The sequence below is a fragment of the Mariniradius saccharolyticus AK6 genome, assembly GCF_000330725.2.
Classification (GTDB): domain Bacteria; phylum Bacteroidota; class Bacteroidia; order Cytophagales; family Cyclobacteriaceae; genus Mariniradius; species Mariniradius saccharolyticus.
Map to the genome: position 1 here is coordinate 1 of NZ_AMZY02000002.1, position 22,375 is coordinate 22,375.

Genomic DNA, 22,375 nt, shown 5'->3' on the forward strand with positions numbered 1-22,375 from the left:
CACGGTGGTTCGATTCCATCCCCGACCTCAATCATTTTTCTTTTTCTTGGTAAGAATAAATCCAAGCTTCTGAGAAAATAGTTTGTGGTGGATAATGTCCTAAAAAAAATAGCAGCAGTATCCAAAAAAGCAGATTAAAAGGTCGGGTGGCCGAGTGTCAGGCAAGGGTCCGCAAGATTCTATACGGTGGTTCGAATCCATCCCCGACCTCAGAAATTTCAAAGAAATTCTTATTTTTGTAAACCTTAGTCTCCAAGATTGGGTTAAATTATAAGTCGAAACTGAAAGCGGTACCTCATAAAATCCGGTTGTAAAACGAATCGAGATTGAAGAATTCAGCTATCAAGGTCGGGTGGCCGAGTGCGAGGCGAGGGTCCGCAAGACTCTTTACGGTGGTTCGAATCCATCCCCGACCTCATAGAGCCCTCATGAAATGGGGGCTTTTTCTTGTCACCCGTGTTGGCATGATTTTCAACTATTCTTTCTGGGTGCAAGGGAAATACCACCACAGGTTTTGCAATCAAGGACGAATTGCCTACATTTGCATTCCGAAAAACAAAGGGTCGCGTGGCCGAGTGGCTAGGCAGAGGTCTGCAAAACCTTGTACAGCGGTTCGAATCCGCTCGTGACCTCAAAAAAGCATCCGCGAAAGTGGGTGCTTTTTGCATTTTATAGTGATTAGTCTGGGTTTGGGGATCTAATTCTTTTCTGCGCAAAATCGAACCTTTTCTTTTTTCGATGACGTGGAAGAAATTCCAATGAGTAAGATTATTTGTAAAACTTATCAATAAAATATAAGTCAATCTTGTCCCTTCTCTTTGGAATCCGTTGGTATAGATTTTTCATCGTCAGGGTAGAGAAAATTCGTTTTTCGCCCAATTGAATGCCGTCTTTCGAGATATGCCGGTGGCTGATGAGTTCAAATTGCTTCAGCTTAGACTTGCCATCCACCTTGAAATAGTCAATCCTACCATTTAAACTACCATGGGTATACCTTTCCATGTCATTTTGGAAGTTTCTATCTGAATCAGAAATATTAAACCAAATGGTATGAATCGAATAATCTTTGATACTAATTAAAAAAGATGCCTTTGACCCTGTTTTTGAATAGGTCACTTTTGCATAGCTCTCATCTCCAATTTCCAAAATATCCTCAAAATACCATTGATCGCCGTCCTTCAGGTTAGGAATTAGAAAAGTCTGCCTTTCGATACTACTTTTATATTCTAGAAAGAATAAAGTCAAGTTGTTATCCTGATCGAATTTCGGAGGGTCATATTTGAATCGATAATCCAACATTTCCGCCACCTTCAACAAGGTGTAGTGCTGGGCCCCTTTAAAATAATTCATCTCAACAAAATAGGCATCATCATTGGATATATAGATGTTCTTGCCTTTTGCTGCGGAAAACCCATTTGAGACGAGGACGATATCCATGTTGTAGCTAAATGTTTCCCTCCCATCCTCCATAACCCGCTCCTCGTACTCACATAATCCACTATAGTTCTTTGAATAAAAAGTATCATTCACCAAATTGACCGCTCTTGAATAAAACTCGTAAGGACTCAAATCTAAATCAACAATTGAAAATTCAGCAATCTCCAAATCACTTACCTGCAAAAAAACCTCATTGACTTTGCTGGTCTCAAGGTGGCGCAAATCGATCGACACCTTCCCGTAACCAATATGTGACACATAAATGATCGAATCTTTTTGATTCCCAGGTAGGGTGAAGTTTGCGTAACCATTAATCTCGGTAACGGCACCAAAGTGGGAATTCCCAAGCTGGATATGGGCATACTCCAAAGCCTTTTTTTCATTCAAATTTTTGACTAAGAAAGAATAAGTCTGAGCAGAAATCTCATCGGCTATTAAATACATTGCGCAGAGGAAAATGAAAAAAGGTTTCACGGGAGTTTGAATCGATAAATAACAATCTTTTCGTTGTTCAGATTTCCTACCGAGCCGTCAGCGTAATAATCATCTCCGATTTTGCCAATAACTTTGAACGTGTTGGGAACCGCAACGTCTCCGATAAGCTTTCGATCTTGAAAAATCTGCATCCTTTGCGGGTTGTCTTCATACTCGAATTTCGTATGGTCCTGACTGCCAACGGTGTACGTTCTAAATAAAACCTTGTCCTTCGGAAAATACTTGATGTATCGATAAAACCCTTTATGCACCCTATTATTCCTCCAGTATGCCTCCCAATCATCAATTGTGTTTACCTCGATGTAATCAGTATCCATTTGGCTACCACCCGCTCCAAAAGCTTCCTTGATTTTGAAATCCAAATCGGCAACGTAGATAAGGGAGTCTGGCTCGAAGCTCAGATAAACCTCCTTTTCTTGGATATCGTGATAGAAATAATCAAAGTGTGGGATAAAGCGGTAGTTTAAGTAAACGTTGGGCCTGTTTCCCATTACTTTCAAGACTTTCCCCGTCTTCAAATCAATTTGTGCATACAAAGCAGCCTCTCGATAATAGGCCTCGTGCATCACAAAATTGAATTTGGGATTCGATGATTCCACCTTTGTATAAAGGTATCCATTAATCATCCCCAGTTCATTTGCCCAATATTTGATTTCATATACACCCGGATCCTTTGTATTTGGATCGTTTTCGACAGATTCCATAGAGCTGTTATGGTAAAAATCGATCAATCTTTTATTAATCAGATTATTAGTTGAATCGTAGGTAAAAATCGTATAACCGTCCAAGAAATACTTATTCCCACCAGCTTCCAAGTAAGATTGAAACCGTGGTACTTCGTTTGGCCCTTCTCCCGAAGAAATCAAAACACCTAAAAAATTTCCTTCTCTGTCAAACTCAATCAACTCCATTTTAAGCTGATTTAAAAAATGAATTTTTTCCCCCGAAATCACAGTGAATCCTTTCCCTACAAATCCGTCATAGTTGATTTCCAAAGTGTCCAATTCAAGTTGATGAATTCGAATTTCTGGTAAAACTTTATGAACCAAAAATTGTGACTCGCCTTGGTCACGTTTACTCTGGCAACTAATGAACAAACCCAAAAATAGGGTAAGCAAGTATGACGTGAACTTCTCCATAAAAAACCCCTAAATGAAAATCAAAACTGTCCGCCAATACTGAAACAGGCGGACAGCATCAGTTCAAATCCACAAATTTAAATTTAAAACTGTGGCTGCCAACTGCAATTTCTAAGTTCACAACCCAATGGGTGGCAAGACTGCCTGAATGAAATTTGGTTCCCCGGCAAGCAATACCCCTCGCCAACACTATGACAGCGTGGATGTTCACAGGATGCGCTATTTGATGGATTCGAGTAGAACATCACGCCCAAAATAACAATGGTAGTCATCACAAACTTTTTCATAGCATCAACTCATTGGGCTTGAACCACAGAAAGTAGCAATTAGGCATTCATCAAAGCCACATGAGCTTCTAAAGGATATCTGATGACCTGGAAGACAGTATCCCTCTCCAACGGAATGGCACCTCGGATGCATGCAACTTGCTCCGGCAAAAGACTGAATGCTATGCAGATTGCTGAATAGCATCAAACCGACGAAAATCAAAATTTTTTTTCCCATAATGTTTACACTTAAGGTTAGTTCATGAAAACTAAAAAAAAAAAAACAACTGCAAAGCAAGTTTCATTTCAAATATTTTTCACAGCCTTCTATAAAGTCAAAAAAAAATGCCGGCCTCTCAGCCGGCATTTTTAAATGTTGGTCAGAACCATAGATTATTTTAGTCCTTCCCGTTTATTTCTAGAAGTTACTTCTTGCCTTCCATTTTCTCCTTCAACTCTGCCAAAGCATCGATGTCTCCGAAAGTGGATTTCTCGGCAGGAGCAGGAGCCTCTACTTTGCCTTCCTCGCCTTTCTTCTTCACAACTTTCTTGGCACCGGCCGACTTGGCTTCTTCCTTAAACGTTGCAGTGTGGGAAAGCACGATTCTCTTATCGTCTTTTGAGAACTCGGTTACTTTGAAATCAAGAGATTCGCCAACTTCTACGGTTGAGCCATCTTCTTTCTCCAAGTTTTTGGAGGTTGCAAAACCTTCAAGACCATAAGGAAGCTCAAGAACTGCGCCTTTGTCATTCTTGGAATTCACAGTGCACTTGTGGACAGAACCAATCGGAAACACTGTTTCAAATGTATCCCAAGGGTTTTCCTCCAATTGCTTGTGGCCCAAGGCAAGTCTTCTGTTCTCAACGTCCAATTCCAATACAGCTACTTCGAGCTCATCGCCCACTTTCACGAATTCGGAAGGATGCTTGATTTTCTTGGTCCAGGAAAGATCAGATACGTGAACCAATCCGTCGATTCCTTCTTCCAATTCCAGGAACAGGCCGAAGTTGGTCAAGTTTCTAACGACACCTTTGTGCTTGGTACCAACAGCGTATTTGGTCACCATGTCGCCTTTGGTCCATGGATCTTCGGTCAATTGCTTAATGCCCAGAGACATTTTCCTTTCGTCTTTGTCCAAAGTCAAGACAACCGCTTCGATTTCGTCACCAACTTTCACAAAATCAGCTGGGTTTCTCAAGTGCTGAGACCAGCTCATTTCGGATACGTGGATCAAACCTTCTACTCCAGGCGCCAATTCGAGGAACGCACCATAATCGGCCACGTTCACGATTTTGCCTTTCACCCTAGAACCAATTTCGAGTTCAGCTGACAAGGCATCCCATGGATGAGCCGTCAATTGCTTCATGCCGAGAGAGATACGCTTCTTGTCATCATCGAAGTCAAGTACAACGACTTGAACTTTGTCATCCAAGCTAAGCACTTCCTCTGGGTGGTTGATTCTGCCCCAAGAGATATCGGTGATGTGCAAGAGACCGTCTACACCACCCAAATCGATGAACACACCGAAGTTGGTCATGTTTTTGATCACACCTTCCAATACCTGACCTTTTTCGAGGTTATTGAGGATTTCTGCTTTTTGTTTTTCGAGGTCTTTTTCTATCAACACTTTGTGCGATACGACCACGTTATCGTTGGTGTGGTTGATCTTCACCACTTTCACTTCCATTTTCTTACCGACGTAAATATCGAAATCCCTGATAGGTTTCACGTCGATCTGGGAACCTGGCAAGAAGGCTTCTACACCGTAGATATCCACGATCAAGCCACCTTTGGTTCTTCTCTTCACCAAGCCTTCGATTACGGAATCGTTGGCCAAGGCGTCTTCGATATCGGTCCAAGCCCTTACCATTCTGGCTTTCTTTCTGGAAAGCACCAATTGGCCCAAGGCATTTTCCTGCTCTTCGATAAACAGTTCGACTTCATCACCGATCTTGAGGTTAGGAAGGTCACGGAATTCGGACACTGGCACCAAACCATCAGACTTGAAGCCGATGTTGACGATGACGTCCTTGTCATTGATACCAACGACGGTACCTTTGATGACTTCATGCTCGGTGATTTCCTTCAAAGTACCGGAATAGAGTGCTTCCATTTCGGCTCTTTTTTCCTTGGAGTACCCTTCACCAAAGCCTTTGGTGCTGAAATCGTCCCAGTTAAAATCTTTCTGTTTAGACATAATGTGCAATGACCCTGAATGGCGACGGCCCTCGGGTCAGGGGACAGCCGTTTTTTTGTTGGACATAAAGCCCCTGAAAATCAATCCAAGAGCCCCGTTCACCCGAACGGACTGCAAATGTAGGATTTTTTAACAAAGACTTGAACCCTGACTAAGAAAAAACTCGATCATCCATTAAAATTGCGAAAAAACGAAAACCCCCGAAATGGCTTCCGGGGGTTGTTTGCAAGCGAAGAGTTAGTAAATTGTTAAACGATTGCCCAAAATTAACCAAAGGTTTGCTGTTATGAAAATTGTCTGGTGGATTTATACCATCTACGCGGCTATCTGCTTCGTGTTTTGGATGCTCGTATTCGGCTTGGGAATTGTGATTCCGCTATTGGTCAGTCCTCGGGGCGGAAAGGTATCCTTTGTCTTTATCCGACTTTGGGCCCGGATTTGGTCTGCCATGGTCGGCATCCGCTATGAAGTGCACGGAAGGGAACATATTGAGCCACACAAACCCTATATCTATATTTTCAACCACCGTTCCTTTATCGATGCACCCGTAATCCCCATGGCGATCCATCAGGAAGTGCGCGCGATTGGCAAAAAGGAGCTGTCGAAAATCCCCTTGTTCGGATTCATCGTGTCCCGCGTCGCGGTGTGGGTGGATAGGCAAAACTCCGAATCCAGAAAAGCCTCTGTCGAAAAACTCCTCCACATCCTCAACCAGGGCATTTCTATCGTAGTCGCTCCGGAAGGTACCCGAAACGACACCAATCAGACCTTGCTTCCCTTCCAAAAAGGGGCATTTCGCATCTCGGTCGAAACTGGAGTGCCGATCCTCGCCATGGCAGTAATCGGCGCAGACCATATCATGCGACGGGGTTCCATGATGATGCGGCCCGGAAAAGTACGGGTCTATCTTTCGGCGCCTATCGATCCGAAACCCTATCAAGCCAACAATGACTTTGAGAGCTTGGCGGAAAAATGCTACAACCGATTGGAGTCTATGATCATGGTGAATGAGTAAGCCTAGGCAAAGTCTTAGGACAATTGTTAGAAAAGGCGTATAGCACAAATTCAAAAATTGGAATTGGATTAAAAAAGTCCGAGGGCTTGACCCTCGGACTTTTGTTTTTATTTCTCCGCCATCACCTTCTTGATATAGGCGACGCTCTGTGGGATCTGCTGAACAGAGCGGGAAGACTCGTCCTCGATGATCAGGTATTCGGTGCCCATTTTTTGGGCTTGCTTGATAATGCCACGGATATCTATATCTCCTGTGCCCAAGATGACGTTTGTTTCTACATCGCCCCGACCATCAGAACTGCCGGGGGTTCCTTTGGCACGATCCTTCAAGTGAAGCAATGGGAATTCCTTTGGATACTTTTTCATGATCGCGAGGGGATCGCCACCACCCATCTGCACCCAATACACATCCATGTTGAAATCGTAATTCTTGGCGTTTTTGATCAATTCATCAAACAACACCCCTTTGCCATGCGGCTTGAACTCGTACCCGTGTGGGTGATAACAAAGCGTGATGCCGGCGTCTTTGAGGATTTTTCCGGCCTTATTAAAAACTTCAATGGCCTCTTGGGTTTCCTTGATGCTGAATTGACCTTGGGTATGCGGAATCCAAAAGCAGGTCGCATACTTGGCTCCGTACGCTTTGGCATTGTCGATAATCGCTTGGGGATTTTCCTGCAGCTGCTTGAAATCCGCGCCAACCGCAATCATACTTAATCCAAGACCGGAAAGAAACTGCTTGTACTCGTCCAGCGACATACCGTAAGTGCCTCCCCCTTCGAGGTAGTTGATGCCCATTTTTGGTATCAACGCATGCGTGCCTTTGACGTCCGTCTTCATTTCGTTTCGAAGACTGTACAATTGAAGGGCGATTTGTTGAGCCTGTGTATAGCCGGCAAATAGCAACAATGCCACCAACAATAGAATTGGGAATTTTTTCATAGGTTCTAATGGGTTTTATGGTTATAAGTTAAGCATAAGGCAGCGAGATACATCATTTATTTTGACCAATGGAAAAATCGCCATATGATATTGTTTGTAGAACTTGTTTTTTAACTTCGAAGAAATTAAAATCCATGAAAACCAGCCGCCGTCAATTTATCCAACAAACCGCCCTTACGGGATTCTTTATGAGCATTGCACCATCATTTTCCTTTTCTGAAAACAACGATTTGATATTGGGTCATGGCGACTTCAGGTACAAGCTTGATCCCAATTGGGGAAACCTCGACCCTGCCAAATATCCAGTCGTCAACTGCCACGAAATGGTAATGGACAAAAACAAAAGGATGCTGATGCTTACCGACGAACCCAAAAACAACATGCTGATCTACGATCAATCTGGAAAACTGCTGGATTCCTGGACGCTCAACCTGCCTGCGGCGCACGGTTTGAGTATTTGTGAAGAAGGTGGAGAGGAATTCCTTTGGATCGTAGACAATGGCGGCAGGGTCATCAAGACTGACCTCAAGGGAAAGATCATCACGGAGATTCCTTCCCCCGTCAGCGCAGGAATCTACACAGACAAAATGCGCTGGGTGCCCACAGAAACCTGCGTAGCGCCCAACGGCGACTTGTACATCACCGACGGTTACGGCTCCCAATTTGTATTGCAATATGATGCCAAGGGTAAATTCGTCCGGAAATTCGGCGGAGACGGGCATGGCGATGCCCAGTTCAAAACTGTTCATGGGATTGCCGTGGATACCAGGAAAGGAGGGAAACCAACGTTACTCTGCACCTCCCGAGGACACAATTCCTTCAAGCGTTTCAGCTTGGAGGGAGAATATATAGAGACGATTTTCCTGCCTGGGGCATTCGTCTGCAGGCCAGTCATCCACGGCAAAAACCTCTACGCCGGCGTCTGCTGGTCCAGGGCAAAATACCTCGAGCAAATGGACAATTCAGGTTTTGTGACGATTTTGGATGAAAACAACAAAGTAGTATCCAACCCAGGCGGCACTGCCCCAAAATATATCGACGGCGAATTGCAGCTGATGATCCAAAAGGAACCGGTTTTCAAGCATTGCCACGATGTCTGCATCGATCAGGACGAAAACATCTACGTCTGCCAATGGAATGCCAGCCGGAGTTATCCGATGAAGTTGGTGAGGGTGTAGTGAGAGGGCAGTGGGCAGTCGCAGTGGGCAGCATGTCTGTAACTGCCCACTGATCTCTGTGTACTACCTACCCAATCCCCTCCAATTCACTCAATTCGAGCCAACGCATTTCGAGGTTCTCAACCTCATGATCGATCGCTACAATGCGCTTTGACCAGTTGGTCATATCAGCGGGGCCACCGCTGCCAGCCTGAATTTTCTCTACCAGTTGATCTTTTTCGCGCTGAAGGGATTCTATTTTGCTGCTGGTTTCCTCAAATTCCTTTTTGTCTTTGAAAGTCGCCTTTGGTTTTGACACGGATGCAGCTTCAACCTTCTTAGGTTCAGGCGCCTTCACTTCCGGCTTTTCAAGCTTTGGGGCTAGTTTTTGTTCTTTTTCCCACTCCCTGAAATCGGTATAGTTCCCCGGAAAATCCTTGATCTTGCCCTCTCCTTCAAAAACAAACAAATGGTCCACCAAACGGTCCATAAAGTATCTGTCGTGGGAAACAATCAGCAAACATCCGGGAAAATCATCCAAAAACTCCTCCAAGGTATTGAGCGTCATGATGTCCAGGTCATTGGTAGGCTCATCGAGGATCAGGAAGTTGGGATTTTTGATCAAAACCATCAGTAGCTGTAAACGTCTGCGCTCTCCACCGCTCAGCTTCTCGATTGGGGTGAACTGCTGCTTGGGCGGAAAACCAAACTTCGTCAGGAACTGCGAAACAGAAATCGTGCTTCCTCCCGCGATGGTAACGACCTCGGCGACGTCTTTTACAATGTCGATCAGCCGCTTAGACTCGTCAAACCTGTCCTCTTCCTGTCGGTAATAGCCGATGGCCGTGGTCTGCCCGATGGTCACTTTGCCCCGGTCCGGCTCCAACAAGCCCGTAATCATATTCAGAAAAGTAGTCTTTCCGGCGCCATTTGGTCCGACAATCCCGATTTTGTCGCCTTTTTTAAAAATGTATGAAAAATCCTTGATGACAGGCTTGCCGTCGAATGACTTTCCCAATTCGTCGATTTCGATGATTTTATTACCCAACCGCTGGGTGGTCAGTTTCAGCTCAATCTCGCGCTCCTCGCGCTTTTGGAAGGCCTTCTCTTTGGTTTCCTCAAAAGCATCGACTCTGTATTTCGCCTTTGTCCCGCGGGCTTTTGGCTGCCGCCTTATCCATTCGAGTTCCTTTTTGTAGAGGCTCTTGGCTTTGTCGATTTCCGTAGCTTCAATCTCCCGGCGCTCGGCTTTTTTCTCCAAGAAATAGCCATAGTTGCCCATGTAGCGATAGATCTGACCGTTGTCTAGTTCGAGGATTTGGTTGGTGACCTTCTCCAAGAAGTACCGGTCGTGGGTGACCATCAGCAGGGAGAGATTCGCGCGGGAAAGGTAATCTTCCAGCCACTCAATCGTCTCCAAATCAAGGTGGTTGGTCGGCTCGTCAAGCAGTAGCAAATCGGGCTTTTCCAAAATAGCCTTTGCCAAAGCTACCCGCTTGCGCTGACCGCCTGAAAGGTTTCCGACAGGCTGTTCGGTGTCCTTCAGTCCCAATTTCCCCAAGACCTCCTTGACCTCGTATTCATAATCCCAAGCCTGCATGGCGTCCATTTTGATGAGGAACTGTTGCAGCAGATCGCCATTGTCTTTGCCCATTTCGGCATCGAGCATGACCTTATGGTAGGATTCGATCAGGCCCAAGATTTCATTGGTACTGCCTTCGAAAATGGTTTGGTAAATGCTCAAATCAGCAGCAAAAACCGGGTTTTGGTGGACGTAAGAGACTTTGATCTGTTGGTTGATGCTGAATGTGCCGGAGTCCGCGACTTCAAGGCCCATGATGATTTTCATCAGCGTAGACTTGCCGGCTCCGTTGATGCCGACGAGGGCGATTTTTTGGCCTTGATCGATGCCAAAGGATATATTCTGGAACAACTTCCGCTCCCCAAAAGACTTACTGAGATTTTCTACCGATAAATAATTCATGCCGCAAAGATAGACGGATAAGTATTGGAAGATCGAAAGATTGGAAAATTGATAATTGGAAGATTGGGGATGGGTGAAAGGGTTGGAAAGTTGAAAGGTTGAAATGTTAGAAGCCAAGTTTGCTTTCAGGTGATTTTACTCAAATCTCATTTCCCAAATCTCAGATCTAGCCCCTCACTTCTTCCGCAAGATATCCTTCACAATCTGCTCCGCATGGACGATAGAGTTTTCGATAAAAAATTCCCGGGTATTCAATCCCCCGCAGACAACACCCGCAAGGTATACGCCGGGCACATTTGATTCCTGATTAGCCTGGTCGTAGCAGGGTTGACGCCTTTCATCCAGACTCAGTTCGACACCCAATTGGTCCAAAAGCGCAAAATTGGGCACATACCCGGTCATAGCAAGCACAAAGTCATTTTCGATGGCAACCACACCCTCGGGCGTTTGGATCAAAACTTCCTTTTCCCGGATTTCAACTACCTTCGAATTGGTGAAGGCCTTGATGGAACCTTCCTTGATGCGGTTTTCGATATCGGGCCTGACCCAATATTTGACGTTGGTATCGACACTATCTCCCAACAGGACCATGGTCACTTCTGCGCCTTTTCGCCAAGTCTCCAATGCCACATCGACTGCGGAATTTGCCCCGCCGACGACCAACACTTTCTGACCGATATAGGGCCATGGTTCCTTATAGTAATGTGTGACCTTGGGCAAATCCTCGCCCGGCACATGCATCAGGTTGGGCAGGTCATAAAATCCCGTCGCAAGAATCAAGTTGCGGGAAAGGTAGCTGCCTTTGGAAGTGATGATTTCAAAGAGGTCGGCTTTTTTGGAAAGGGTTTTGACTTCCTCGTACAGGTTTACGCGCAGTTTCCAAGTCGTGTACACACGGCGGTAATACTCCAAGGCCTCGTTGCGGGTGGGTTTGTGGGAAATGGACATGAAAGGAATTCCGCCCATTTCGAGCTTGTCGGAGGTAGAGAAAAAAGTCATGTTCAGGGGATAGTTGAAAAGTGAATTGGTCAAGACACCCTTCTCAACGATCAGATAATCCAAGCCTGCCTTTTTACATTCGATCCCGCAGGCAAGCCCAATCGGTCCGCCCCCGACGATCAATACATCCAAAACCTTTTCCTGAACCTCTGTTTCCATAGACAGCAAACACTCCTAAACCTGTTTGTGTTCGAGCATTTGGAAGTGCAGCGCTTTCTCCTCAGATCTGTTTTCCGCTTGGAAATACCGGATTTCGTTCATTTCTACTGTCCCGTCATGGTGCCAAAGCAGCACAGTGGTATTGATGGTGCCGTAGTAGTTGCCGACGTTGATAAACTGTGCCGAAAGCAAGCGCTCCTGCTCCAAAGTGGCACCGGTGCTTGGCAATTTATCATCCGATTCGAAATCCCGAGACAGGACAACCTCACGCAATCCAATCGGGTCAAACTGCCGGTGTTCAATTTTCTGGGCCAATTTTTCTTTCGCTTCCAACAGTTTGCGCCAGGGAGTCTCCAAGAGTGCATTGCTGAGGCCATACAGGCCAAAGTCCAGGCGGTGGATTCCCTCCTGTTTGTTCGAAAAATAGAAAAGCTCATCCCCATCCGCTACGAGGAGGTTGAATCCATCGTACTCGCCTTTTTCGGACTGGATTTTTTCCAAGTAATCCTTTGGATGATCCTTGCCCTCGAGGAAGTTTTTCACCAAATCGCCACGTGATTTTTCGTATTTGTTCTTGTTGCGCAGGTCGCGGAAATTGGTCAAGGTAGCAAAACGTCCACCGGGATGGATACCTAGCCAAGTCCCGCCCGCGCGGATATCCTTGCCGGCGTAGAATCCAGCCTCCCATTTGTGCAGGGATTCGGTGGGTCTTTCGAAAAACTCGTCCCGGTTGGCGACCAAGATGAGTTTGTACTTTGGATGATTATTCCAGTTAAATGCTAATAGACACATGGGGCGCAAGATACGAAAAGAGGCTTTAGATTCGAGATACGAGACAGGAGATTTGAGACATGATACTTTAGGTTTGGGACCCGGAATTGGTGGGGACAAGAGCGCACTGTTTTTGTTCTTTGGGTTTCAAAGTCCGCATTTATCTTTAACTTTTGGATTGGAAACCCTTTTCTGCGAACATGGACACAAAACCAAAGCCGATTTTTGACAAACGTATTTTCTGGGATGTGGCATTTGACCTAATCGACTATGACGAGAAATCTGCTTTCGTTATCACCCGTGTATTTGAACGGGGAGATGTGGAAGATATCAGAAATTGCAGGCGATATTATGGCGATGACCGGATTAGGGAGGTACTTCTTAACGCAAAATTCCTACCTGAAACACGCATGTACCTCGCCGCGGCTGTAATCGATCGAGAGATAACTGAATTCCGATGCTACAAACTCAGACAGTCGAACCCGGAACTTTTTCCATACTAGTCGAACTAAATGAAATTCCTGCGCTGAAGGAATTTGCATTGGTTGGCGGTACTGCATTATCCCTTATTTTTGGCCATCGGATTTCCGTGGACCTAGACTTTTTCTCCACTTCAAGTTTTTCAAATGAGGATGTCATTATTGCCTTGGAAAAAAGATACGGACCTGCCTTTGCAATGGAAAAAAAGCCTCCGCATTTCGGAATATTTTGTTTTATCCAACATACAAAGGTAGATATCGTCAGGCATCCACACCCTTTGATCAGACCGATTCATACAATCGAGGGCCTCCGCTTCTTCTCCTTAGAAGATATTGTAGCGATGAAAGTGCAAGCAATATTGGGAAGGGGAAAAAAGAAGGATTTTTGGGATATCGCCGCGCTGTTGGAACGTTTTTCGGTACGGGATTTTGTGGAATTCCATCGCCAAAAATATCCCAACCAATATCTGTTGATTTCGGTACCCCAGGCTATGATCTATTTTGCGGAAGCCGAAGAAGACCAAGATCCCATCAGCCTCAAAGGGCAGACTTGGGAGTCGGTAAAGGATTTTATCCGGGGAAAAGTAAGAGAGTATCTTCTTTGAGCCAACTATTGCTTTATCATTATTTTAACATCTTTTTACGAAAAAAATCGTACCCAATATTTGCATTACGATGCACTTCGTATAACTTTGTACGAAACGAATCGTATTAACCACTATGCAAGCCAAACCAACAGAATCCGAACTGGAAATCCTCTCCATTCTTTGGGAGTTGAAAACTGCCACGGTGCGGGATATCCACGAACGCCTCGCCCTCACCAAGGACACAGGCTACACCACCACGCTCAAGATCATGCAGATCATGCATGCCAAGGGACTCCTCCTCCGCGACGAGCAAAACAGGACCCATGTGTACCGTCCGGCCGTGGACGAACAGGTTACCCGAAAAGGTCTCGTGAGCGATTTCGTGGCCACGGCTTTTGGCGGAAGCGCAAAAAACCTTGTGATGCAGGCCTTGGGACAAGCCAAACCTTCCCTGGAAGAACTCGATGAAATCCGCGCATTTCTCAACCAACTCGAAAAGGATCAATGATGGAAACGCTCCAAAATCTCGTCCCTGAGAGATATCTATTTGCCTTGGGTTGGATGATCGTCCATGCCATCTGGCAGGTCGCAGGTGTTGGCCTGCTGCTTTGGGTTACTTTGCTTGCTTCCCGACAAAAATCAGCGGCGTTCAAGTACCGACTGAGCATTTCAGCACTTGTGTTGATCTCTATGGTGGCTTTGGGAACTTTCTTCTATTCTATCCCCGAAGCCGCGCCTACCACTGCGGATATGAATGTGCCATCTGTCGCAATCGACAAATCGACTGAAACCAAGGCCGAATACCTCCTTGCAGCGCCATCCGACTGGATGATCGTTTCCAAACGAATCGAAAACTGGATCCCAACATTGGTGCAAGTCTGGTTTTTGGGGGCCATGCTGTTTTTGGTAAAGCTCGGCACCTCCCTTGCCGATATCAGAAATCTACGGCACAAAAGGCATGAACCTGCCGATCATATATGGCAGGAAATTCTCGAAAACCAATTGCGCTCCCTGCGTTTGGGAAGTACCGTAAAGCTGCTGAAAAGCATCCATATCGACATGCCTATGACTTACGGCGTATGGAAATCAGTCATCCTGATTCCTGCAGGGCTATTCTTCCAGCTTTCCCCCCAGCAACTCGAAGCGATCATTGCACACGAACTCGCCCATATCAAGCGGCATGACTACCTCGTCAACCTGTTGCAATCCTTTTTGGAAATCGTGTTCTTTTTCCACCCGATCTTCTGGTGGATCAACAAAATCGCGAAAGAACAAAGGGAAAATGCCTGCGACGACCTGGCCATCAAGATGGGCATAGCGCCCAAAGATCTGGCTTATGGCCTGGCCAACGTCCTGAACCATGCGAAAAAACAAAGTCCCGAAATGGCGATGGCCGCTGCAGGGAGACCCAAAAACCCGACGCTTAACAGGATCAAGAGGATCATGGGTATCAAACCAACTACTTCACAACCAACTACTTTAACCACGATGACGATGATGACAACGCTGATGCTTGGCGCCACCCTACTGGTGGGCGCAAGCGACAAGACATCCAAGGAATCTTTCGATGACCTGATGGCTACCGAATTGAACCTGACCACAATAGAGGGAGACTGGACCAGCCAATATGCATTGGCAAAAAGTGACACCATCCCGCCAAAAGACTCAGTGAGGGTCTATTTGGATTGGGACAAAATGAGCCCCGAACAGCAGGAGAAGTTCAAAAAGGAAATGGAAGCATTCAAGGACATGGGTATCTTTTTCAAAGATATGAAGCCTTTATTCGAAGGGATGGCTGATGTGGGAGGTTTCTTTAAGGAATTTCCAATTGCTCCATTTGGCATTGAAGGTGCCCCGATTCCCCCGTTTGAGTTTTCGATGCCTCAAATGGAATTTGAAGCGCCACCGGTTCCCCTATTCGATATGAGTGATATGCCGCAAATGGATTTTGCGCTTGCACCAGCAATTGAATTCCCCGCAGAAATCTACTTTTTCCCCGATACTGCCAATGGCTTCGGGTACTCTTTCCAGTACAAGTTTGACACGACCAAAATGTCCAAGGCCGAAATCGAAAAGAAACGGGCTGAAAGGCAGGCGAAATATGAGGAATATCAAGAAAAGGTAGCCGAAGCCATGGAAAAATGGAACGAGGCCAACAAGGAAAGGATCGAAGAATGGCAAAAAAAGAACGAAGCTTGGGAGAAAGAACTTGCTCCCAGGGTCGAGGAATTCCAAGCGAAAATGAAGGCATGGGAGCAAGAGAATCAGCCCCGCATCGAAGAGTTCCAAAAGAAAATGGAGGAATGGCAAAAAGCAAACCAACCCAAAATGGAGGAATTCCAGCGAAGAATGGAAGCTTGGCAGCAAGAAAACCAAGTCAAAATGGAGCAGTTTCAGCGCAAGATGGAAGCTTGGCAGCGTGAACACCAGCAGCAGTTGCAGGAACTCCAAAGGACACTACAGGAATCAACCAAAAAAGGGGGCAATTGAGCCCCCTTTTTTGTTCGCTTTAGTGTAGAATACCATCCGGTAATTTTTAGCGCTTTACCGATTCCTACATTTCCCAACCGCTTCTGACCGGCTCCTTGATATACTGGTCGGCATCCGGAATTCCTTTCGCTTTCATATTGTCATAATCCCATTCGATGAGCTTTCCTCCCAACCTGAGCGACAACACACCCAAGAGCGTAATCTCGGTCAATCTGGAACCATATTCGAAATTGGCAGAAGACTGTTCTTTGTTTCTAATCGCATCAATCCAATCCTGAAAATGACCCTTTGACCTTGTCAGGCTGGGTTTCGGAACTTTGATATTGTTGCGGAAAGACTCCGGAAACACTTGGGGCTTGCGATTGCTTCCGTCATTGATGATAATCCCTTTGGTACCCACAAACATAGACGCCCTTGCGGGATAAACATAGCCTTTTGGTAAAGCGGGATGCAGGTCTGGCCTCAATCCACCAGAATACCAGGTGATTTTCATTGCCTTCTGCTGGCCTTTCTGGGAAAAATTGAAATAGCCAATTTCTCCATAAGGGGCAATTTTCCGGTCAGAATAGCCAGCCGGAAAAACCTGAACAGTATCGGGGCTTTTCAGATCAAATGCCCAAGTCACAGCGTCGAGGTCATGACAACCAAAATCCCCCAAAGCACCGCAGCCATAATCCCAAAAATCCCTCCAGGTAACCGGTACATAATCCCGATGAAAAGGCACCATTTCCCTTGGACCTATCCATTGATCCCAATCAAAACCAATGGGCATGGTGCTTTGGCCCTGTGGCAAACCCCTCAATCCGGGTAACCAACGGCCTGCGGGTACCCAAGCATGACATTCTTTGACTTCCCCGATTACTCCCGCACGGAGGTACTCTACCGTTTCACGGATCCCATCAGCCGAGTGGCCCATATTTCCCATCTGAGTCATCAAACCCGTTTCCCGGGTGACCTTCGCAACTTCACGGGCTTCCCAAATATTGTGGGTCAGTGGTTTTTCGCAATAGACGTGCTTGCCCATTTTCAAAGCCATCAGAGCAATATAGGCATGGGTATGGTCAGGCGTAGAGATGACGACACCGTCAATGTCGGCGGCATTTTCCATCAACTTGCGGAAATCCGTGTATTGGGCGACCCTTTTGCTTTCTCCTTTGGCATCATTGTGCGCCTCAATCAGGGCGGTGACGGGGCCTCTGCCTGCCTCCGAGCGATAATAAAAATCAGCCAGGTTCCAATAGTAGGCTGGATCTGCCACAGCCGCAATGTTCACGTTTTCCAATTTCAAAAAATCTTGGGCATTCTGCTTGCCTTTTCCACCGGCGCCGATGATAGCCAAGTTGACTTTATCACTTGGCGCGGTGTAGCCCGGCCCACCGATCACATGTCGGGGCACAATCATCATTCCTGCGCCGCTGAGTGCAGCTGCTTTTACAAAATCTCGTCTGGAAACGGGTGGTTTTTCGTTTTTCATGGTCATTAGGGTTCAAAAGGGTTATTCTATCTCATTTTGGCAATCAGCTCCTTCATCAACTTAAACGCAACCATAGCGGTCATCAGATGATGGTCGCGAATGGGATTGTATTCTACCAAATCCGCTCCGATAACTGGCACTTTGACAGCCAGCAGCAAATCCAGCAATTGCCGGGTGCTCATTCCTCCTGGCTCATAATGCGAAACGCCAGGCGCAAAGGCAGGATCCAAGACATCAATATCCAAGGAAATATACAACGGCCCATCCAAAGCTGAAACGAACTCTAAACTGAAGTCCTTCATTTCGACGATCTTGACCTTGTACTTGGCCGCCTGTTCCCGCTGATGCTGGGTCAAGGTCCTTATGCCCACTTGGGTAAGGGACTGCAGCACACCTTTCTCCAACAATCTCGCAAAGGGCGAAGCATGGGAAAACGGATTGCTCTCGAAATCATGATATAGGTCTCCATGGGCATCCAACTGCAATACATGCATGGGGCCATGTTTCAAGGCATGGGCTTCTATTACGGGATAAGCGATCGAATGATCTCCTCCCAAACTCAGCAGGTTGCTTTCGTCCGCTATGGCTTCGCCGACATATCGTTTGATTTGCTCATAGGCCTTTTGGGAATCCTGGCTGGCAAAAGACAAGTCACCCAAATCCTCATAATCCCTTCCCGCAATGATTTCCTGCCCTTCCTCGGTATAGTTGTTTGCTGATCCTTCCGCAGCCATCAGACGGATTCTTGGTGGTGCCAAATAGGGGCCCCTCAGGAAAGAACTATTGCTATCAAAAGGAATTCCTAAGACCTTGATCATGGTTTGATTTTTACGGGTTTCAGTTCCTCAAAGAAAATGTCGTCGTTGGGCACCTCGAAATCCATCCCAATAACCTGCAGTTTACCATCCAAGTTGAACTTGACAATCCCGAAGCTGAACCAGGCATGTTTCTCGTCCCACAGGATTTCAAACGTATCATAGTGCCAATGTTTGAGTGTGGCATTCAATCGTGGTGAATCGGTAAACAGCAGCCTCAAGTTTCCGTCCTTTTCCTCGACGCTGATTTTGCCATAGATATCCGAATGGTAGGTTCCTGCATACACGTTTGAAGGATGTGTCTGCTTGGTGCCCGTAACCTTGGCCTTTTTCAAATCGGCAATTCGGGTATCATTTTTCTCATTATCATTGGTCCTTTTCAGCATATCGCCCGACCAATCCTTGTTGCCAGTGCCGAGAAACTGGTCCAAAGCATAATAGGTAGCTGCCATGATCGGACTCTTATGCCCGTTGGTCAGCACCACGACACCCAGTTTTTCCTCTGGGATAAGCGTCACCGCCGTGATCATGCCATCATACCCACCGGTATGCCCGACCATCAGTTTGCCGTGAAAATCACCCACTGTCCAGCCAAGCCCATAGCCATTGAAGTGACTCCCAAGGTCGTTTTTGGCAGTGTGGTCAACTGGAAACACATTATGCTGTGTCCAGACAAGGTTACGGGTAGACCTACTCAGCAAAGTATCTTGCCCGATTATACCATGGTCAAGATTGAAAACCATCCACTTGGCCATATCATGAACCGAAGAAATGATCCCGCCCGTAGCGCCGACATGCTCCCATCCTTCGAATTTTATTGGAAAATTTTTCCCTTCTTCCCTGCCATGCGGTGTAGTGAAGTTTCCTTTTTTCCCCAAATCCACGATCGTCGTGGTCGTCCTGTCCATACCCAAAGGGGCAAAAATCCGCTCCTGCACCTGTTCCGCCCAAGTCTTGCCACTGACCACACGGATCAACTCGCCCGCTGTGATGTACATGAGGTTGGAATAGCCGTAGCCCGCCCTGAAGTCATAGGCTTGGGGAAGTTGTCCAGCCATTTTGATAAAATGCTCCGGAGTCGCCTGTGACTTGTACCAAATCACATCCCCACTGAAGGTACCCAATCCTACCCGATGGCTCAACAAATCCCGCACCGTCACTTGGGACGAAATCCAAGGGTCGCCAAAAAGGCTGAAATACGGGAGGCAATCCTTTACGCGGTCATTCCACTTGAGTTTGCCTTCTTGCACCAGCATGCCGATAATGGCTGAGGTAAAAGCCTTGGAATTGGATGCGATGGCGTAAAGCGTATGTTCATCCGGCTTCTCGGACTTGCCAATTTCCTTGACCCCGTAATTTCCTACAAAAACCAATTTACCATCCTTCACGACACCAATACTCGCACCCGGCACATCCCAATCCTGGACCATTTTCGCGAAGTAGGCATCCAGCTTCTTGGGATCGGGAAGTTTTTGGGCGTACACATTTACCCAGAAAAAAAGAAATAGAAAAGAAATGATCAGGCGCTTGTTCATTAGGTGTGTGGAATCGGTGTTCTGCTAAATTGGCGAAAAAGCGTCGGAAACAAAAAGTGAAATAGAGATCAGCGGCGTGGGAAATGATAAAAAACAAAGGTTGGATGCCAAGCGGAAACCGCCGAAAGACATCCAACCGATTTTATTCCCAAAAACGAATTCCTGTTGAATCAGGGATTCAGCCTTGCCAGGATTTCCTTGGCTTCATGCCATTTCAATCGTGGCCCAAACTGGCTGACGATTTTGGAACTGGCCATGGAGGCAAGTTTGCCGCTGGAAGCATAGCTGTGCCCATTGGTAATGCCGTAAAGGAACGCCCCTGCAAACATGTCCCCTGCCCCGTTGCTGTCGATAGCGACGGTTTTGTAGGGTTCGATATCGATAAAGGTATCCCCATCAAAGATCATAGCCCCGTTTTTGCCTTGGGTAATCACGAAATGCTTGGCGGATTTCTTCATTTCTTCCCGTGCTTCCAGGATATTGTCTTTGCCGGTGAAGAGCATCGCTTCTTCCTCGTTGGCGAAAAGCAAATCGACGCTGTAGCCGATCACATCGTCAAATCCTTCCCGAAAGTACTTCACCATCGAAGGATCGGAAAAAGTCAGCGCCACCTTGGTACCTGCTGCCTCCGCAATCCGCTTCGCCTGCATCATCGCCTCTTTGCCATTGGGCGAGGTGATCAAATAGCCCTCGATGAACAAATACTTGGAGTCCCTGATCGCCCACTCGTTGAGGTCATTGACGGAGAACGTCTGAGTAATGCCCAAAAACGTGTTCATCGTCCTTTCAGAATCACCGGTGACCATGACAAGGCATTTGCCCGTGATGCCCTCCTCGGGCTCTTTTCCTTCGAGACTGTTGTCCACACCTGAATTCTTGAGGTCTTCCAAGTAAAAGTAGCCCAATTCGTCGTTTGCCACCTTGCAGCAATAATAGGATTGTCCACCAAACTGGCTCACCGCGATCACGGTATTGGCCGCGGAACCGCCACATTGCTTTTTCGCCTCGGCGGTGTTGATGACTTTCATGAGTTCGTTTTGGCGGGTTTCATCGACCAGGGTCATGAGGCCTTTTTCCACCCGATTTTCGAAAAGGAACTCGTTCGTTACCTTGAACTCAATATCTACCAAGGCATTTCCTATGCCTGTGACGTCGTATTTTTTCATTGGGAATTAGTTGAATTGTTGATTAGTTGATTTGTTATTGGAAAAAATGCTGACGAATAGAATTCAAGCCGATTTTTCCGCAGATTATGAGAAGATCTTATGGCGCTCAAAGGGTTTTGTCCTATCAAACAGGTACCTATAAGTATGGTGTGTTTTGTAGATCGTCGCGTTGAGTTGCTCGCAAACCCGCATCATTTTCGGGTTGAAATCCCCAATCCAGTTCATTTCCAAGGTTTCGTATTTGAAACTGCTTTTGAAGGCTATATCATCGCGATATGCCATAATCATCGCACTTTCGACTCCTTTTCCCTGAAAATCAGGAACTACACCAAAAACCAATCCGAGCATCTTTTTGGGCGGATTGAATGTCTTGTGCAAGATGAATTTGAGTTTGCCGATCAGGTCCATCTTGCCGTTGACATATTTGAAAAGCTGATTGATCTCTGGGATATTGATGAAAAACGACACAGGTTCGCCCTTGTAGAATCCAAAATAAATCAACCTCGGATCGATGATCGGCGCCATTTTGGCAAACATCAAGTTCGTCTCTTTCAAAGTCAGTGACTTGCCCATGTTCTTTGCCCATGCCTTGTTGTAAACCTGCATGAAATATTCCGGAGCCTTGTCCTTGATCTCGCTTTTCTTAATTTGACGAAAAACGAAATCTGGATCCTTTCTGATCGCCTTGGCGCGGTCCTCCATTTTCGGGTCAAAAACGGGGTCCTTCACGCCACGCATGTAGGTAAACTGTTTGAAATAAACCTGGAATCCATAGGATTCGAAGAAATGTTGGTAATAAGGAAAATTCCATGGCATGCCGTAGTTGGGTTCGGTATACCCATCTACCAACAAGCCCCACCATTTGTCCCTTTCACCAAAATTGACCGGGCCGTCCATGGCTTCCATTCCCTCTGATTCCAGCCATTCCTTGGCGGTATCAAACAACAGAAATGCTGCCTTGACGTCGTCAATACATTCAAAAAACCCCATCCCACCGGTTGGTTGGGACTCTTTCCATTTTGGGTGCAGAAATGCAGCCACCCTGCCGATGGTTTGCCCCGACTCGTTGTACAGCAGCCATCTTTTAGCTTTTGCTCCTTGTCTGTAAAGCTTGTTTGTCTCGGGATGGAACAGTCCCTCGATATCCTTGTCCAAAGGCCTGATCCAGTTCTTTTCACTTTTGTAAAGCCGGGCGGCCATTTCCAAAAATTCCTTCGCCTGTGCTGGAGTGGTGACTTCCAGAATCTTCATAAGCAGTTGTTTAAACC

Annotated in this window: 18 protein-coding genes and 3 tRNA genes; 9 read left to right on the forward strand and 12 right to left on the reverse strand. The window is 46.4% G+C overall.

Going from position 1 to position 22,375, the window contains the following annotated elements; translation table 11 throughout:
- Window positions 1-140 precede the first annotated feature (140 nt).
- The 3 genes from C943_RS21905 to C943_RS01010 all read left to right on the forward strand — a co-directional run bounded on the left by C943_RS21905 (window position 141) and on the right by C943_RS01010 (window position 632).
- Window positions 141-210 (forward strand) — tRNA-Cys (locus C943_RS21905).
- Between the two features lie 136 nt (window positions 211-346).
- Window positions 347-416, forward strand: a tRNA-Cys gene (locus C943_RS21910).
- A 145-nt stretch (window positions 417-561) separates the two neighbouring features.
- Window positions 562-632: transfer RNA gene (locus tag C943_RS01010), tRNA-Cys, on the forward strand.
- Window positions 633-768: 136 nt separating this feature from the next.
- Here C943_RS01010 and C943_RS01015 read toward each other — a convergent pair.
- The 3 genes from C943_RS01015 to rpsA form a co-directional block, all read right to left on the reverse strand.
- Window positions 769-1,824: a peptidase associated/transthyretin-like domain-containing protein gene (locus tag C943_RS01015; protein ID WP_157198380.1), complete on the reverse strand. Its 1,056-nt coding sequence runs from the start codon at window positions 1,822-1,824 to the stop codon at window positions 769-771.
- An 83-nt stretch (window positions 1,825-1,907) separates the two neighbouring features.
- A complete protein-coding gene (locus C943_RS01020; protein WP_157198381.1) occupies window positions 1,908-2,843 on the reverse strand; it encodes a hypothetical protein in 936 nt (311 codons plus the stop codon).
- Between the two features lie 919 nt (window positions 2,844-3,762).
- Window positions 3,763-5,535 carry a 30S ribosomal protein S1 gene (gene rpsA / locus C943_RS01025; RefSeq protein ID WP_008623456.1) on the reverse strand — a complete coding sequence of 591 codons (1,773 nt, stop codon included), beginning with the start codon at window positions 5,533-5,535 and terminating at the stop codon, window positions 3,763-3,765.
- A gap of 286 nt (window positions 5,536-5,821) precedes the next feature.
- Between rpsA and C943_RS01030 the strand changes: the two genes are divergently transcribed.
- Window positions 5,822-6,550, forward strand: coding sequence for a lysophospholipid acyltransferase family protein (locus C943_RS01030; RefSeq protein WP_008623457.1), 729 nt, complete (start codon window positions 5,822-5,824; stop codon window positions 6,548-6,550).
- A 107-nt stretch (window positions 6,551-6,657) separates the two neighbouring features.
- Here the strand turns inward: C943_RS01030 and C943_RS01035 are convergent, their stop codons facing one another.
- Window positions 6,658-7,491, reverse strand: a complete 834-nt coding sequence (locus C943_RS01035; RefSeq protein ID WP_008623458.1) for a sugar phosphate isomerase/epimerase family protein — start codon at window positions 7,489-7,491, stop codon at window positions 6,658-6,660.
- Window positions 7,492-7,625: 134 nt separating this feature from the next.
- Between C943_RS01035 and C943_RS01040 the strand changes: the two genes are divergently transcribed.
- Window positions 7,626-8,669 carry a 6-bladed beta-propeller gene (locus tag C943_RS01040; protein ID WP_008623459.1) on the forward strand — a complete coding sequence of 348 codons (1,044 nt, stop codon included), beginning with the start codon at window positions 7,626-7,628 and terminating at the stop codon, window positions 8,667-8,669.
- Between the two features lie 67 nt (window positions 8,670-8,736).
- Here C943_RS01040 and C943_RS01045 read toward each other — a convergent pair whose 3' ends face one another.
- The 3 genes from C943_RS01045 to C943_RS01055 form a co-directional block, all read right to left on the reverse strand.
- A complete protein-coding gene (locus C943_RS01045) occupies window positions 8,737-10,632 on the reverse strand; it encodes an ABC-F family ATP-binding cassette domain-containing protein (protein WP_040478567.1) in 1,896 nt (631 codons plus the stop codon).
- Between the two features lie 174 nt (window positions 10,633-10,806).
- Entirely contained in the window at window positions 10,807-11,790 is a 984-nt protein-coding gene (locus C943_RS01050; protein ID WP_008623463.1) for a YpdA family putative bacillithiol disulfide reductase, read from the reverse strand.
- A gap of 15 nt (window positions 11,791-11,805) precedes the next feature.
- Window positions 11,806-12,582, reverse strand: a complete 777-nt coding sequence (locus tag C943_RS01055; RefSeq protein ID WP_040478540.1) for an NRDE family protein — start codon at window positions 12,580-12,582, stop codon at window positions 11,806-11,808.
- 179 nt (window positions 12,583-12,761) lie between these two features.
- Between C943_RS01055 and C943_RS21915 the strand changes: the two genes are divergently transcribed.
- The 4 genes from C943_RS21915 (at window position 12,762) to C943_RS01080 (ending at window position 16,117) form a co-directional block, all read left to right on the forward strand.
- Window positions 12,762-13,064, forward strand: coding sequence for a DUF6922 domain-containing protein (locus C943_RS21915; protein WP_040478546.1), 303 nt, complete (start codon window positions 12,762-12,764; stop codon window positions 13,062-13,064).
- Window positions 13,019-13,645, forward strand: a complete 627-nt coding sequence (locus C943_RS01070; protein ID WP_008623466.1) for a nucleotidyl transferase AbiEii/AbiGii toxin family protein — start codon at window positions 13,019-13,021, stop codon at window positions 13,643-13,645. The genes C943_RS21915 and C943_RS01070 overlap by 46 nt, the downstream gene beginning before the upstream one ends.
- A gap of 115 nt (window positions 13,646-13,760) precedes the next feature.
- Window positions 13,761-14,135 carry a BlaI/MecI/CopY family transcriptional regulator gene (locus C943_RS01075; protein ID WP_008623467.1) on the forward strand — a complete coding sequence of 125 codons (375 nt, stop codon included), beginning with the start codon at window positions 13,761-13,763 and terminating at the stop codon, window positions 14,133-14,135.
- Window positions 14,135-16,117 carry a M56 family metallopeptidase gene (locus tag C943_RS01080; protein WP_040478571.1) on the forward strand — a complete coding sequence of 661 codons (1,983 nt, stop codon included), beginning with the start codon at window positions 14,135-14,137 and terminating at the stop codon, window positions 16,115-16,117. The genes C943_RS01075 and C943_RS01080 overlap by 1 nt, the downstream gene beginning before the upstream one ends.
- A gap of 64 nt (window positions 16,118-16,181) precedes the next feature.
- Here C943_RS01080 and C943_RS01085 read toward each other — a convergent pair whose 3' ends face one another.
- From C943_RS01085 to C943_RS01105, 5 genes are all read right to left on the reverse strand, one after another.
- Window positions 16,182-17,591 (reverse strand): Gfo/Idh/MocA family protein, encoded by a 1,410-nt coding sequence (locus C943_RS01085; protein ID WP_040478574.1) that lies wholly within the window; start codon window positions 17,589-17,591, stop codon window positions 16,182-16,184.
- 26 nt (window positions 17,592-17,617) lie between these two features.
- Entirely contained in the window at window positions 17,618-18,409 is a 792-nt protein-coding gene (speB, locus tag C943_RS01090) for an agmatinase (protein ID WP_008623476.1), read from the reverse strand.
- Window positions 18,406-19,941 carry a serine hydrolase gene (locus C943_RS01095; protein ID WP_008623477.1) on the reverse strand — a complete coding sequence of 512 codons (1,536 nt, stop codon included), beginning with the start codon at window positions 19,939-19,941 and terminating at the stop codon, window positions 18,406-18,408. Before C943_RS01095 ends, speB begins: the two co-directional genes overlap by 4 nt.
- A 170-nt stretch (window positions 19,942-20,111) precedes the next feature.
- Window positions 20,112-21,107, reverse strand: a complete 996-nt coding sequence (locus tag C943_RS01100; RefSeq protein WP_008623478.1) for an adenosine kinase — start codon at window positions 21,105-21,107, stop codon at window positions 20,112-20,114.
- Between the two features lie 84 nt (window positions 21,108-21,191).
- On the reverse strand, window positions 21,192-22,358 hold the full coding sequence (locus C943_RS01105) for a hypothetical protein (RefSeq protein WP_008623479.1): 1,167 nt from the start codon (window positions 22,356-22,358) through the stop codon (window positions 21,192-21,194).
- Window positions 22,359-22,375 lie beyond the last annotated feature (17 nt).